We start from the raw sequence: 15,004 nt of genomic DNA on the forward strand, positions 1-15,004 counted from the left end.
CGCCAGGGTGCGGGCGGTCGCACCCACCTCGTGAGTCCCGCGATGGCTGCCGCGGCTGCCATCGAAGGTCATTTCGTCGATATTCGCAAGCTGGGATAAAAGGCACAAAGCGTCATGGATAAATTCACTGTACACACCGGCCTCGTCGCACCGCTCGATCGCGAAAACGTCGATACGGATGCGATGATCCCGAAGCAGTTTCTGAAGTCGATCAAGCGCACCGGATTCGGTCCGAATGCATTCGACGAGTGGCGATATCTCGACCGCGGGGAACCGGGCATGGACCACTCGAAGCGCCCGCTGAACCAGGACTTCGTGCTGAACCAGCCGCGCTATCAGGGCGCGTCGATTCTGCTCGCACGCCAGAACTTCGGCTGCGGCAGCTCGCGCGAGCACGCGCCGTGGGCGTTGCAGCAGTACGGCTTTCGCGCGCTGATCGCGCCGAGCTTCGCCGATATCTTCTATAACAACTGCTTCAAGAACGGTCTGTTGCCGATCGTGCTGACCGAACAGCAGGTCGATCATCTGTTCAACGAAACCCACGCATTCAACGGTTTTCAGCTGACCATCGATCTCGACGCGCAGGTCGTGCGTAAGACCGACTGTAGCGCCGAATACGCGTTCGAAGTCGATGCGTTTCGCAAATACCGTCTGCTGAACGGTTTCGACGATATCGGCCTCACGCTGCGCCAGGCGGACAAGATTCGCCAGTTCGAAGCGGAACGGCTCACAAAGCAGCCTTGGCTGAATAACCGGCTGGTGCGTTAAGCCACCCGGATCACGCGATGCCGGTGTTATCGCCGGCCGAAACAGATCCGGCAGCCGGCGACTTGTCTCTCGACGGGTCGCCGGCCAAGCGATGGTGCGCACATTGGAGACGCCCAGATGGCCTCGAACACGACAATACCTGCGAAGGACCTGGCAAAGCAGCGCTGGTTAATCATCCTTCCAGCGGTCTTCGTGATGTACATGATCTCGTTCTTCGACAGGGTCAATGTCGGCATGGCACTGCCGTACATCGCGAAGGAATTCACACTAAACCCCGTGCAAGCGGGTTGGATTGGCGGCGCATTTGCGTGGGGTTACATCGTCACCCAGATGCTGGCCGGTTATCTCGCGCTCCGGCTCGGCCCGCGCCGGCTGATCGGTATCTGCCTGATCCTGTTTGGCAGCCTTTCGATGCTAACGGGTCTCGCCCGCAACTTTCAGGAACTACTCGCGATCCGCTTTGTTCTCGGTCTGACAGAAGGCCCGATCTATGCGGCTTCGTCGATGTTACTGGCCCAGTGGTTCATCAAGTCGGAACGCGGACGCGCTTTTGGTATCTCCAACCTTAGCGTCGCAGCCGGCGGGTTCCTCGCGGGACCGATTTCCGCCGCGGTGCTCGCGCATCACGACTGGCGCGTGATGATGATTGTCGAGGGGCTACCGGCATGGATATTCTGCGCCGTGTGGTTCTATGCGATCCCGCAACGGCTCGATGCCGCGCGCTGGTTGTCGACCGAAGATCGCGAAACGATCGAATATCACATCGCTGAAGAACAGGCTGCGCACAAGGACAAAAACGTCGACTCATGGCTGACGATCTTCATTGAACCGTTTGTCTGGGTACTGGTGCTGGGCTTTGCATGTAGCCAGGTGATCCTGTACGGCCTGACCCTGTGGCTTCCCACCATCTTCAAGGCAACCGATCAGATTAGCGGCATGATGATCGGTGTGCTGTCAGGCGCGCCGTTCATCATGTCGATGCTCGGCATCTACTACATCACGAACCGGTCGGACAAACATAACCAGGAACGCCGTTGGCACGCTGCGATCCCGATGATCGTATCGGGCGTGCTCCTGATCGTTCTTGCGCTTACAGCGACTCACCTGCTCTACCTGCAAATCGCGCTGATACTGGCCATCGGATTCTTGCTGAAGATGCCGACGCCGCTGATCTCGTCTTATCTGACGGAAATTTTGCCGCTCAGAAAGGCCGTGCCCGCGGTTGGCGTGGTGATCGGCGGCGGCAGCTTTCTGGGCCAGCTCCTTGGCCCATTGCTGGTCGGATACACAAAGTCGATGTCGACCAGCTTCGGACCTTCGTTCATCGCACTCGGCGTGGCCGGCATTTGCGGCGGCGCGGTCCTGCTCGCCGCGCGCCGCGGCGGCAATTCCGAACCGACCTTCCCGTCGACCGGTTTGGCAGAGGAGCCGTGACTAGTGTTCCAGCGGCTGTTTAACAGGCTCGTGTCCCGACGTCACCGCGAATATCAGCAGCTTGGCCGGTTCGCTTTTGCTAGCGTTGCGCGACACGACATGGTGTGCGCCGACAGGTTCATACCATGCGTCACCGGCACGGTAAATCTTCACCGGACCACCCTCGAGTTGCGACTCCACACTGCCTTCCAGAACGTACGCGAAGATTGAGCCCGGATGCTTGTGCGGACTCGAAGACTGACCCGGCTCATACGTGACAGTGGCGATAAGCACGGCCTTTCCGGGTGCCTCCGGAATCGCCTGCTGCGTCACCGGTGCAACCTTTTCCTTGTCCACTGCTTGCGCCATTGCATGTCGCGGAGCCGTCAGCGCTAGCAGGCCTAGCGCTATAGCGGCGAGAGAAAGGGCGCCACGGCCCGCCAAACGAGGTTTGCTCAATGGGTTGATTCGCGTTGTCATCATGTCGTCTCACTTGATCAGATTCTGCGCCGAGTCGTCACATTCTCGCGACTCGGTTCGGCGCCCGATATTCGTATAGAAGTTGCACGAAGCAAAAAATTCATTGCGCGCGGACGCGCGTTCGAGCTTGTCCGCGTAATCGTTTGCATCCGGATAGGACATCACGCCCGACTTCGGCAGCAGCGTACGGAATGTCGGCACACTGGACGCCCAGAAATCCGCCCGGCCGATATCGGCCGCCACATACGCGCGAGACCATTCGAGGCGAAAGCCGGTCTGTGTGAGCAACTGCGGCATCAAACGCATCACGCGTCCCTGCACATGCCCTGACACGCCGAGCAGTCGATCCGTTTCCGCTCCGCCATCCGGTGCGTCCGTCGCAAACGTGAGCGACTCGAAGTCGCCATCGAACACAACGATCCGGCCGCCGGGTCGAAGCAGGCGATACGCTTCGTGAAGCACCGCGGCCGGATCGACCACATGGCTCAGCAGTGTGTGCATGATGACCACGTCGAAGCGGCCTTGCGGCTCGACAATCGAATGCGCGTCGCCGACCAGAAAGTCGATCCTGTCGGCAACGCCTTCATCCGATGCAAGGCACCGCGCGACTTCAATCAGACGCGGACTGATATCGATTGCCGTGATGCGCCCTTTAACATCGCACCGCTTCGTCAGCGCTCTCGCGATGACGCCCGTGCCGCAGCCCAGATCCAGAATGGATTCGTTGCGGCTCAACAGCAGCGCGTCCATGTAGTGGCCGATGACCTGCGCGAAGAAGACGTGTCTTCCGCGCGCTTCCAGTCTTTCCGAGATCGCGCCAAGCGATTCCTCGTCGGCGTCGAAGGTGCGAGCGAAAACGTCTTTTCCTTCGAACTGTGTCTGTGTAACCATGATCTTCCGCTGAAAACAAAAAGAGAGCCGGGATTCCGATAACGGTTTTTCCCTGACATAGAGGATAGGGACGTTCAATGCCCTATCAAACGTCAGATATGCGGTCAATTCATGACATGCCGCTTCGTAAGCGATTCGATGACACCCCACCGTCGTCAGCGTTGGCGACGGTGCCGGCATGTCCTGAAATCATCGCAATTACGTCATGTCGGCGAGAGTTCGCGACAGATATGCTTTCGGCATCGCCAATGCTCGCCTGACTGACCAACCTTCCCAAGCCGTGCCGAACTCATCACCTCAGCCGTAAAGCAGGAACGAAAGCGCTTTGTCGCTTTACGCTGTGTACAAAGAACAATTGCTGTAGAGCAACACGTATATGCCACAGAAACAATCGATTTTTTGCAGTAACCCGGGAAAGGCCCATGCATAAAATTGGCCTCGTCGTCTTTCCCGATTTTTATCTGATGGGATTCTCGGCTATCACGGCATTCGAACTCGCAAACTTCGTCCTCGGCGAAACGGCGTACGACGTTACGGTCCTCTCCGAGGCCGGAGGATTGGTAACGGCGTCTGCCGGTGTGCGTGTCGAGTCACAGCCGCTCGGCGACGAAGTTTTCGACACGGTCATGTTTGCTTCAGGAGCAGCAACCGATACGGCCACGCCTGCTCTCAAGGACTTCATCAAGCGGTCCGTGCGGACTTCGCGGAGAATCGCCGCCCCGTGTACGGGCGCATTTCTGCTGGCCCATGCCGGCGTGCTTGACGGCCGTTGCGCCACGACTCACTGGCGCTTTGCGCGGGACCTGCAACGCCAGTTCCCGCAGATAACCGTCGCGGAAGACAGGATTTTTATCGTCGACGGTTCGATGTGGACGTCCGCCGGTATGGCCGCCACCATCGACATGGCGCTTGCGATGATCGAGAACGACTTCGGTCGCGAGGTTGCGCGGAAAGTTGCGCGCAACCTCGTTGTCTATCACAGACGCGCCGGAGGACACTCGCAGTTCTCCGCGATGCTTGAAATCGAGCCAAAGTCCGACAGAATCCAGAAGGCCGTCGATTACGCGAGTGCGAACCTGCGCAAAGGCCTGACCGTCGAGGAACTCGCCAACGTCGCGAGTCTGAGTCCACGCCAGTTCAGCAGGGCCTTTAGCGAGGAGACCGGTTACACGCCGGCGAAAGCGGTCGAGCTTCTGCGGGTGGAAGCGGCGCGGTTGATGCTCGAGCGGGGTCGGTATTCAATGGACGCCATTGCCGAGCACGTGGGCTTTCTGAGCAGAGACCGGATGAGAAGCGCGTTCGTGCGCGTGCTGGGTCAAACGCCACAGGACATCCGACGCTCCGCACGCGGATCGCGGGCTTCACAAGCGGATTCGTCAGAGGAAGCGCTCATCGGCCCTGTACGACAGGTAGCGCCGGCGTGGCCGAAAAGTGCCGGATAAACGACCTATGCTGGGTACATTGCACGCCTATGCTGAACATAGACGTCCGTGGAGACAGAACATGACAGCGAGAAAGAATGTGGGCCTATGGACTCCCGACAGTCAGCTGGCACGGGAGATAGCGGAATTTGTTCGCGATACGCAAAGCGATACGTTGTTCCACCACTCGGCTCGCGTCTACCTCTGGGGCGCGATGAAAGGACGCGCGCACAACTTGCGCTTCGATCCCGAACTGCTTTATGCGGCGGCGATGTTCCACGATATCGGGCTCACCGACGCATACCGCGAGAGCCAGTTGAGGTTCGAAGTAGATGGCGCGAATGCAGCGCGCGACTTTTTGCGCAGCCGTGGCCTATCCGAGCAGGACGTGTCGATCGTCTGGTCCGCGATCGCGCTTCATACGACCCCTGGCATTCCCGAGCATATGCATGCCGAGATTGCATTGACCCAGGCCGGCGCTGCGATAGATCTGGTCGGGGTGGGTGAAGATGACTTGACCGAAGAACAGCGCGTTGCGGTGCTAAGCGCTCATCCGCGTGGAGAGCGCTTCAGGCACGAGATGGTCGATGCGTTCTATGACGGGATGAAACACCGGCCTCACAGCACGTTCGGCACGTTCAACGACGATTTCCTGGCATACAAGGACCCGTCATTTCAAAGAACGAACGTCTGCTCGCTTATCCTGGGCGTGTAGTGCGCGATACGGTTCCCGGGCAGATACGCTGACGCAGCCGCAGCCGCAGCCGCACCGAAGCGCGGCGTGTCACGGTAATGTCGGTTCCGAGGCCGCGCCGACCCGCGGTGTTTCGAGCAGCGGCAACATCGAGTCTCGCAGCGCTGGAACTCTCGCGCGCACATGTGCGAAGAAACGCGCGCGAAACAGCGCAGGAGAAAAACGCTCGGCATTCGCGCGGCAATCGGCGGGTGAAAAATGCGCCGCGTTCACATCGAAGTCTTCGACCGCCGCGACGATCGCTTCCGCCGTCTGCGCGCCGAACACAATGCCGGTTGGGCGTGCATCGGCGAGGTCTCGCACCGTTTCAAGCGTACCGCCCTTGCCGAACGCGATCACCGGCGTGCCGCACGCCTGCGCCTTGACCACCGGAACGCTGAAGTCTTCGTGAGCGGCAAACACAAACGCCTTCGCACGTCGCATCCGCTCAAGCAGCACAGGCGCCGGCTGATCACCGAGCACCTCGACGTTCGGCGTCGCGTTCGCGCGCACCTTGCGCATCTCCGGACCGTCGCCGATCACCACGAGACGCCGCTCGGGCATCTGCGCGAACGCAGCGACGATCAGGTCGATTTTTTTGTCCGGCACGAGCCGCGACGCCGTCAGATAAAAGTCTTCCTTTTGCGTATCCAGCGCGAAGCCTTCGATATCGACCGGCGGAAAGATCACCGCCGCGTCGCGCTGATAGACCTTCCAGATGCGCCGCGCAGTGGCCGTCGAGTTCGCGATCAACGAGTCGGCCGAATTGACGGCGGGGATATCCCAGGTCCGGATGTAGTGCAGAACAAGCCGCGCGAACAGTGACCTGAGTCCGGATGTCCGCTTCGACCGGTTCAGATACTGTTGCTGCAAGTCCCACGCATGGCGAGTCGGCGAATGCACATAGCTGATATGCACCTGGTCGGGCCCGGTCAACACACCCTTCGCGATCGCGACACTGCTCGAGATCACGACGTCATAGGCGGACAAATCGAACTGCTCGATCGCAAGCGGCATCAGCGGCAGATACGCGCGATACTTCGCACGCGCAAACGGCAGCTTCTGGATAAAGGTCGTGGTAACCGGCTTGCCGCGAATGAACGAGCGGTCTTCAAGAAAGTCGACGATCGCGAACAGGTCCGCATCCGGGAAGCACGCGATGATCTGCTCGAGCACGCGTTCGGCGCCCGCATACGACACGAGCCAGTCGTGGACGATTGCGACACGCACCGTACTGGTAACCCGAATGGCCGCGCGCGCACTGCGCGCGTGCAACGCAGGCGAACTGCGCGTCCCGATGTGCCCATTGCTCATGCGCCCTTCCCGCTCTTCAACATGCCCTTATCCATGCGCAGTCGTTCACTTCAAGTGCTCGCCACGCGGTGAGCGCGACGCGCGAGGATAACCGTCTTCAGTCCCTGATCGCAACGCCGCGTTCGAAGATGCTCGCTCGACGGGTTGTCGCATCAGACATCGACATGATCGGTTGGCAGATCGATATAACGCCGCCAATCTAAAGCACGATGACGCTTTGCAAAAGTGCCCATGCCGATATGTTCGTAATTCCTTGCGCCAATTCGCGAGGTTATTGCGTGCGCATTAGCGAATATTTTTTGATCCGCCGCCGTCTGTCAACTCGGGTCTTCGAGCGGTTTTACAGCGCCAAACTACCGCCGCTAACCGCCAAAGTATTTAATGAGCTTGCCGTGTGTTTCGCCGGGGCGCTTTACTGCTGCTACGCACCCCCATCATTCACTTGCGAGATCTCTCCATGTCGAAAACCGCGTTGATCACGGGTATCACGGGCCAGGACGGTTCATATTTGGCGGAATTTCTTCTGTCAAAGGGTTATATCGTTCACGGTATCAAGCGGCGCACTTCGCTGTTCAATACAGAACGCATCGATCATCTGTATCAGGCCCCGCACGAGACGGATCGCCGTTTCATCCTGCACCACGGCGACATGACGGATTCGTCGAGCCTGATCCACATCATCCAGTCCGTCCAGCCCGACGAGATCTACAACCTCGCGGCGCAAAGCCACGTAGCCGTTTCGTTCGAGGAACCCGAGTACACGGGCAACGCGGACGGCCTCGGCACGCTGCGCATTCTCGAAGCGATCCGCCTGCTCGGCCTCGCGAAGAAAACGCGCTTCTATCAGGCGTCGACATCCGAGCTGTACGGCAAGGTCCAGGAAATTCCGCAGAAAGAAACCACGCCGTTTTATCCACGCAGCCCGTATGCGGTCGCCAAGATGTACGCGTACTGGATGACGGTCAACTATCGCGAAGCGTATGGCATCTACGCGTGCAACGGCATTCTGTTCAACCACGAATCGCCGCTGCGCGGCGAGACCTTCGTCACGCGCAAGATCACGCGCGCACTGGCGCGCATCTCGCTCGGCCTGCAGGACAAGCTCTATCTCGGCAATCTCGATTCGCTGCGCGACTGGGGTCATGCGCGCGACTACGTCGAGATGCAATGGATGATGCTGCAGCAGGATAAACCGGAAGACTTCGTGATCGCGACCGGCAAGCAGCACAGCGTGCGTGAGTTCGTCGACCTCGCGGCTCGCCACGTCGGCATCGAAATCCGGTGGGAAGGCAAAGGCGACAAGGAACGCGGCATTGTGTCGGACGTCACGCTCGATCCGCGCGTGAAGGTCGGCGATGTGATCGTCGAAGTCGACCCGCGCTACTACCGCCCGACCGAAGTCGAGACGCTGCTTGGCGATCCGACCAAGGCGAAGGAAAAGCTCGGCTGGGAGCCGCGCATCACCTTCGAACAGCTCGTGCACGAAATGACCATCAGCGACCTGACCGAAGCCCGCAAGGACACGCTGGTCCAGCAACACGGCTTCCCCGTCTTCGAACGCCAGGAGTAAGGTCATGGTCCTATCCAAACGCAAGCGCGTTTTTGTCGCGGGGCACCGCGGCATGGTCGGCTCGGCCATCGTGCGTCGGCTCGAGGCTGACGGCAACGTCGACGTGGTCAAGCGCAGCTCGTCGGAACTCGATCTGACGAACCAGTCGGCGGTGCGCGACTTCTTCAGCACGCAGCGCATCGACCATGTGTACGTGGCCGCGGCGCGCGTCGGCGGCATTCATGCGAACGATACCTATCCGGGCCAATTCATCTACCGCAACCTGATGATCGAATCCAATGTGATTCACCAGGCTGCGCAGACGGGTATCGAACACCTGTTGTTCCTCGGCTCGTCGTGCATCTATCCGAAGCACGCACCGCAGCCGATCGTCGAAGAGGCGCTGCTGACCGGCCCGCTCGAGGAAACCAATGAGCCGTACGCGCTCGCGAAAATCGCGGGGATCAAGCTGTGCGAGTCGTATAACCGCCAGTACGGCGTCGACTACCGCAGCCTGATGCCGACCAACCTGTATGGGCCGGGCGACAACTACCATCCGACCAAAAGCCACGTGATTCCCGCGCTGATCCGCCGCTTCCACGAGGCGAAGGAAAGCGGCGCGGAAAGCACGGTGATGTGGGGCACCGGGCAAGTGCGCCGTGAGTTCCTGCATGTCGACGATCTCGCGGCGGCCTGCGTGCTCGCGATGAATGTGCCGAAGAACGTTTACTACTCGGTCGCATCGCCGCGCTGCTCGCATCTGAACGTCGGCTCGTCGACGGACTTCACCGTGCTCGAGATCGCGCAGATGGTGGCGCGCGTGGTCGGCTACACGGGCCGCATCGAGCACGATCTGTCGAAGCCGGACGGTACGCCGCGCAAGCTGATGAGCAGCGAGCGGCTGGCTTCGCTCGGCTGGGAGCCGCGGATCGGTCTTGAGGAAGGGCTGCGTGGCGCGTACGAGGCCTTTCTCGAGTCCGAGGCATTGGCAGTCGCGGCATGAGCGCACGGGGACAGGCGGCGGAACGCGGCGGCAACATGCGTGCCGCGCCCGCGTTGCGCGGCGCTGCGCACGCGCCGCCTCCGCCGGCGGGTGGCGATGTGGAGGCGATCACGGAACCCGGTCGCTATCAGGACCTGTCTCTGTTCAAGGTGCCGGCCGGCTTCCGCGGCCGGCCGGGCTGGTATGTGCAACTCTGGTGGGTCGTGCAGGCGCTGCTGTTCCGGCCTTCGCCGCAAATCGCCTACGGCTGGCGGCGCATGCTGCTGCGTTGCTTCGGCGCGCAGGTCGGCGTCGGCGCAATCATCCGGCCGACGGTGCGCGTGACTTATCCGTGGAAAGTGACGATCGGCGATCACGCATGGATCGGCGACGACGTCACGCTGTATTCGCTCGGACCGATCGATATCGGCGCGCATTCGGTCGTTTCGCAGAAGTCGTATATCTGCGCGGGCGACCATGACTACCAGACCGTCGACTTCGCGATTCGCGGCCGGCCGGTTCGGATCGGCACGCAGGTTTGGGTCGCATCGGATGTGTTTATCGCGCCGGGTGTGACGATCGCCGATGGTGTGGTGGTGGGCGCGCGCAGCACGGTGATCCGCTCGTTGCAGAAAGGGTTTGTGTACGTCGGCAACCCGGCGCGCGCGGTGAAGCCGCGCGACGCGAATGGATGAGAGAGGTTTAGCGATAGTCCGTCGCGCCGAACTTGTAGTTATCCGTCGGCGCGACCGCATCGCGTGATTTATAGATCGCATCTGCATTACGTCCGGTGGCTTCCGCGCCGTACGTGTAGTCGTAGATGCTGTGTCCCGACGAGCCTGCGGATGCTTCACTTGCCGGCTTGAGCTTCAACTTCGGCACCTTGTGGCCCGTCGATCCGATGCGCGAACCCGACGCTCCTGCCCGGCTGCCTGCAAGACCACCGCTGCCCGCGCCGCCACCCCCACCGAATCCCTTCATCGAACTACCGGAACTGCGCTGCCCGATTCCACCGGACGCACCACCGAAGCTGCTGCTGCCGTGCGACGACAGCCCCGCACCGCCAGAAGAACCCATACCCGGCGAAGCAGAAGACATCCCCCCCATACCCGTCACACCGCTCTTATGGTTTTGACCACCGCTCATGCTTTGCGCAATCGCAGTCACCGGCACGAGTGATACCCAGGCAGCCGCCGTACAAGCGAACCCGACACCGGAAATCGCAGCCAGCGTGGTTCGAAGCGTTATCGCTTTCATCATTAGCGCTTCCTTGAAGAAGACACGAGGCTCACGCTGCTCACCAGATGTCGCGCGGCGGTCTCGATCCGGAAATGACGTTCATAGCAGGCAAGCGCGGTATCGCGCATCGCATCGCGTGCATCGGCCGTCGTGTCGAGCGCCCAGCGCCGCAGCGCGTCGGCCACGCTTTCACGCGTATCGTCGCAAACCCAGCCACCACCCGACGCTTCGATCTCGCGCCAGATATTGACCTTGTTCGTGATGATCACCGGCGTACGCGACGCCATCGCCTCGACGACCGCGATGCCGAAATTCTCCTGATGCGACGGCAGCACGAACACTTCGGCCGTGCGCAGTGCGCTCCACTTGAGCGCGCCGCCCAGCATGCCAGTCCACACGATGCGCTCAGCAATACCACGCGACGCCGCGAGGCTCTTCAGCCGCTCGAGCAACGCGGGTTCGCCGGGCCCCGCGATCGCGAGGCACAGATCGCGATCAAGCGCCGCGACATCGGCGAACGCATCGATCAGCAAGTCGCATCCCTTCTTCTCGTGGATACGCGACAGAAACAGCATCACGCGCTTGTTCCGTACCTCGGGAAACGCGTCGCTAAACGCATGCGCCGGGACTTCGTCGTCATTGGGTACCGAGTCGATGCCAAAGCCGTTAACCGCGAGCCGGTGCCTTTGACCCAGAAACGGCCGGCGCGCAAGCTCGAGCTCGGTCTCGCACGTGAACAGCACACGGTCGGCGCGATTGAACACCCACTGTTCAAGCAGAGCCCAGTAAATGCGCTTCTTCAGGTGCTTTTTCGGGTAGGTGTACTGGAACCATGGGTCGAGCATTCCGTGCGGGAACACGAACAACGGCGTACGCGAACCGATCACACCGGACCACGCCGCGAAGCTATGAAACTGCCAGATGCCATGAACCACGAACGCATCGAAGCGCGCGCGATTCGCGCGCAGCCAGCGCACGAGCGGCAAACTCAAACCATAGAAACCGCGGCCCGGTCCGAGGCGATGCACGGGCGCATCGACACGGTCGAAAGCGGGACCATCTGGTGCATCGAGCGTCGCGACTTCGCTCGTGCAGCCGAACGGCGTCATATGCCGGACCAGTTGCACGACCGCTTCGGCGACGCCGCCCATGCGCGGATCGAGCGACGGCAAAATATGCAGCACGCGCAGCGGGTCGCGCGTTGCCGCTGCTGACGCAGTCGCAAGCGACGCGGCAGAAGTCAATGACGCCCCATGAGACAGGGACGCCCCGCGATACGGGCGCACGCCATCCGCATCGCCCATTTGACGCTGCCGGTCGTGCAGGGCCGGCGAATTGATTCGATTCACAGATAGAACTCCTTCGGCCGCGGCGCATTGCCCACCCGGTGCCGGACGATCTGTTCGAAATACGAAGCGCCCGCATGCGCGGTCAATCGTTCGAGTGCCCATTTCCTGCGAGTCCGACGCGAGCGCGACGATAGCGCGCCGGTCCGTTCCAGATCGGTGATCGCGGCCGCAATCGCTGAACTGTCGCCCGGGCGCACCACGCGCCCGTTGCGCGGACTGTCGAGCAGGATCGATGCGCCCGCGCAATTCGACGCGACGACCGCCGTGCCAGCCATCAACGCTTCGCTGACGACCGCGCCCCAGCCGTCGTCCTTGCTGATCGACGGCAGCACCAGCACATCGAAATCGGGCATGCGGCGCTGCACCTGTTCGATCGGCAGCACGCCGCAGAACTCGGTCTCGACACCGAACTCTTTAGCCTGCGCAACAAGGCGCTCGCGCAATTCGCCATCGCCAATCAACGTAAGCCGCGCGCGCTGCCCGAGCTCGCGCATCGCCGGCAGCAGAAACTGCACGCCCTTCTTTTCGATCAACCGGCCGACGTACGCGATACGCAACTGCGCGGCGCTTTGGCGCGGCGTGTCGACCTCGGTCGCCGGTGGCGGCAGAAAATACGCAAACGGAAACACCCGCTCGCGCCGGTAGCCGACCGAACGGAACCACGGCGGACCGTGCCGTCCGATCGCGAGCACGAACTGCACGTGGCGGCGCAGCGCGGCTTCGGTGATCCACGACTGCAGGTAGCGAACCGCGCCCGCGACGCCCGCGTTATCGCGCGGCTCCGACATGATCGCGAACGCACGCCCGTCGCGCTGCACGATCGCGAGCGCGGTGGTCAGCGTGCGAAACCAGCGAACCCCCGAGAACACATGCAGGCAGCGCTCGCCGCCGCGTTGTATCAGCGCGGCGATCTCTTCATCGGACGGCGCGACGACGGTCGGCGGCAACGCGACCGAACCATCGCCCCAGCCAAGCGCCTGGCGTGACTCGGGCACGCCCTCGTGCGCGACGCAGCTCACTTCGACAGCCGACCCGAAGCGCGCGGCGACCGCATTGATAAACGCCGACTTATGCGGCGACACGCAGGGCTCCCAGAACACGATGCGCGAGTACGAAGTCGAGCGCGCGTTCATGTGAGCGCCCGCTTGATTGTCGCCGGAATGCCGGCAAGCAGCGAGTCGGCCGGATAGTCTCCGGCCAGCACCATCGCACCGGCCGCGAGAATCGACGAGCGGCCGACCGACGTGCCGCCCAGCAGCACCGAGCCCGTGCCGACCCAACTGCCGTCCGCGACCGTGATCGGCAGCGAATAGCCTTCGCCGGCCCGCCGGCGGTGGTCGCCGATCCGGTGCGAGCCGGTGTGAAAGATTACGCGCGGTGCGATATCGCAGCGCGCGCCGATCACGATGGCCGCATCCGGCGCGACGATAAACAGGGTGCCCAATCCGATCCAGGTGTCCTCGCCGATCGCGATGCGGCCACGGCCATAAAACTTGACGCCGCCGGTCACTTTGCCGCCGACCCCGATCTCGAAGCCGAGCGCATTGAGCAATGCGCGCTTGAACGTGAAGCAGCCGGTTGCCGGCAGAATCGCGAGCGCGAAGTTCGCGACCGGGTTGCGTAACGCGCCGAGGATGCGTTTCATCTTGTGCTGAGCTCCGGGGTGACACCGAGGAATTCAACAAGCCGCCGGCCAACCGAGCGGCGGCTGCACTGCTCGACAATCCTGCGCTGGCCGGCGGCGGCAATCGGCGCATACCGCTTCGGATCGTCCGCGATCGCGGCGAACTGGTTCGCGAGCGTGGCTGCTTCCGCATCGGGCAAGATCGCCGCCGTATCGCGATCGAACAGCAGCGGGATATCACTGATGTCCGTGGTCAGCACGAGCAGACCATGGCTCGCGAATTCGATGACTTTCGACGGGAACGTCGTCGCATTGAGCTCGCTATCCGGCAGCTTCAGCGACAGCCCGACATCGGCGCGCGCGAGGATCTTCTTGTACTCATCGGGACCGGTGTCCTGGCGCACGTCGAGCGTGAAGCCGGTCGGCTTGAGTTCTTGCGCGAGCGCGGTAAGCGCATCGCCGCCGCCGAAACCGGTGACGACAAAATGCGTGCGCGCGGCGAGTTCCGGGCGTGTGCGTGCAAGCGTGCGCAGCGCGGACGCAAACAGTTCGAGGCCGGTGCCGGTATTGATCGAGCCGCCATAGAGAAACGTCACGCGCGCGCCGAACGCCGGGCGTCCCGGCTCGATATCGGGCGACACGCCGTTGACCACGCACGCGTCGTCAATCTTCATCACGTCCGCGAGCTGCCGCGATACGACAATCGCCCGCGGGCTGCAGACGCGCGACATCAGCCGCAGGCTGAACCGGTTCATATAGCCACGCAGGTTTTTTTCGTCGCCGCGCGGGCCGTCCTCGAGATCCATCACGACCTTGTCGCGGCCCAGCCGCCAGCGCAGGAAGCTCGCGACCGGCACATACTCGGGAAAGTAGTTATAGAACACCACGCCGTCGCCGCGCCGGATGTGCCGCATCGCGAAGGCCAGATACGCGAACGCGGCGAACACGCGGTTCAGCCCGCGCACGCTGATCGCCGGCAGATACGTGCACGCGAGTTGCTGGTCGCGGCACACGTAACTGCCAAAGTAACGCTGGCGCCGGCTCGCGGTGACGATCGGCGAACTGACGATCAGCGACGGGCTCGCCTGGCTGCGGACCCCGGCCGCCATTCCCATAACCTTGTTCGAGGCCGCGTTGACAGGAAACGCCGTGCCATTGCGGTGGTTATAGCGGGACAGGACAACCGGCGCGAAGAAGAATTGGCGTGGGTTCATGGGGTTCCAGAAAAATAGCGGGACGAA

The 15,004-nt window shown here is 61.9% G+C and carries 14 protein-coding genes and 1 pseudogene; 7 read left to right on the plus strand and 8 right to left on the minus strand.

What is annotated here, in order from left to right:
* Positions 1-114 precede the first annotated feature (114 nt).
* Complete coding sequence (gene leuD / locus BX592_RS25940) at positions 115-768, plus strand: 3-isopropylmalate dehydratase small subunit (protein ID WP_134196024.1); 654 nt, start codon at positions 115-117, stop codon at positions 766-768.
* A gap of 117 nt (positions 769-885) precedes the next feature.
* Positions 886-2,202, plus strand: a complete 1,317-nt coding sequence (locus tag BX592_RS25945; protein WP_134196026.1) for an MFS transporter — start codon at positions 886-888, stop codon at positions 2,200-2,202.
* On the opposite strand, the gene BX592_RS25950 is transcribed toward BX592_RS25945, so the two are convergent.
* Both BX592_RS25950 and BX592_RS25955 read right to left on the minus strand, forming a co-directional pair.
* Positions 2,203-2,661, minus strand: a complete 459-nt coding sequence (locus tag BX592_RS25950) for a cupin domain-containing protein (protein ID WP_134196176.1) — start codon at positions 2,659-2,661, stop codon at positions 2,203-2,205.
* A 9-nt stretch (positions 2,662-2,670) separates the two neighbouring features.
* Positions 2,671-3,552 (minus strand): methyltransferase domain-containing protein, encoded by an 882-nt coding sequence (locus BX592_RS25955; RefSeq protein WP_166676468.1) that lies wholly within the window; start codon positions 3,550-3,552, stop codon positions 2,671-2,673.
* 422 nt (positions 3,553-3,974) lie between these two features.
* Between BX592_RS25955 and BX592_RS25960 the strand changes: the two genes are divergently transcribed.
* Positions 3,975-4,994, plus strand: coding sequence for a GlxA family transcriptional regulator (locus tag BX592_RS25960; RefSeq protein WP_134196030.1), 1,020 nt, complete (start codon positions 3,975-3,977; stop codon positions 4,992-4,994).
* A gap of 61 nt (positions 4,995-5,055) precedes the next feature.
* Complete coding sequence (locus tag BX592_RS25965) at positions 5,056-5,688, plus strand: HD domain-containing protein (RefSeq protein WP_134196032.1); 633 nt, start codon at positions 5,056-5,058, stop codon at positions 5,686-5,688.
* Positions 5,689-5,808: 120 nt separating this feature from the next.
* On the opposite strand, the pseudogene BX592_RS25970 reads toward BX592_RS25965, so the two are convergent.
* Positions 5,809-7,020, minus strand: a pseudogene (locus BX592_RS25970) (glycosyltransferase family 4 protein); the annotation flags it as partial.
* Positions 7,021-7,477: 457 nt separating this feature from the next.
* Here BX592_RS25970 and gmd point away from each other — a divergent pair.
* From gmd to BX592_RS25985, 3 genes are read left to right on the plus strand one after another with little or no spacing between them, the layout of a single operon-like run.
* Positions 7,478-8,590: a GDP-mannose 4,6-dehydratase gene (gene gmd / locus BX592_RS25975; RefSeq protein WP_134196036.1), complete on the plus strand. Its 1,113-nt coding sequence runs from the start codon at positions 7,478-7,480 to the stop codon at positions 8,588-8,590.
* A 4-nt stretch (positions 8,591-8,594) separates the two neighbouring features.
* On the plus strand, positions 8,595-9,572 hold the full coding sequence (fcl, locus tag BX592_RS25980; RefSeq protein WP_134196038.1) for a GDP-L-fucose synthase: 978 nt from the start codon (positions 8,595-8,597) through the stop codon (positions 9,570-9,572).
* Entirely contained in the window at positions 9,569-10,246 is a 678-nt protein-coding gene (locus BX592_RS25985; RefSeq protein WP_243849733.1) for a putative colanic acid biosynthesis acetyltransferase, read from the plus strand. Before fcl ends, BX592_RS25985 begins: the two co-directional genes overlap by 4 nt.
* A 7-nt stretch (positions 10,247-10,253) precedes the next feature.
* On the opposite strand, the gene BX592_RS34920 is transcribed toward BX592_RS25985, so the two are convergent.
* From BX592_RS34920 to BX592_RS26010, 5 genes are read right to left on the minus strand one after another with little or no spacing between them, the layout of a single operon-like run.
* The gene (locus tag BX592_RS34920) at positions 10,254-10,811 is read right to left on the minus strand and encodes a hypothetical protein (protein WP_134196040.1); all 558 of its coding nucleotides are present in this window, start codon (positions 10,809-10,811) and stop codon (positions 10,254-10,256) included.
* Positions 10,811-12,139 carry a glycosyltransferase gene (locus tag BX592_RS25995; RefSeq protein ID WP_166676469.1) on the minus strand — a complete coding sequence of 443 codons (1,329 nt, stop codon included), beginning with the start codon at positions 12,137-12,139 and terminating at the stop codon, positions 10,811-10,813. Before BX592_RS25995 ends, BX592_RS34920 begins: the two co-directional genes overlap by 1 nt.
* On the minus strand, positions 12,136-13,272 hold the full coding sequence (locus tag BX592_RS26000; RefSeq protein WP_134196043.1) for a glycosyltransferase: 1,137 nt from the start codon (positions 13,270-13,272) through the stop codon (positions 12,136-12,138). The genes BX592_RS25995 and BX592_RS26000 overlap by 4 nt, the downstream gene beginning before the upstream one ends.
* Positions 13,269-13,784, minus strand: coding sequence for an acyltransferase (locus tag BX592_RS26005; protein ID WP_134196046.1), 516 nt, complete (start codon positions 13,782-13,784; stop codon positions 13,269-13,271). The genes BX592_RS26000 and BX592_RS26005 overlap by 4 nt, the downstream gene beginning before the upstream one ends.
* Positions 13,781-14,977 (minus strand): glycosyltransferase family protein, encoded by a 1,197-nt coding sequence (locus BX592_RS26010; RefSeq protein ID WP_134196048.1) that lies wholly within the window; start codon positions 14,975-14,977, stop codon positions 13,781-13,783. The genes BX592_RS26005 and BX592_RS26010 overlap by 4 nt, the downstream gene beginning before the upstream one ends.
* Between the last annotated feature and the right edge of the window lie 27 nt (positions 14,978-15,004).

It is taken from the genome of Paraburkholderia rhizosphaerae (assembly GCF_004366595.1).
In the GTDB taxonomy this organism is placed as follows: Bacteria; Pseudomonadota; Gammaproteobacteria; order Burkholderiales; family Burkholderiaceae; genus Paraburkholderia; species Paraburkholderia rhizosphaerae.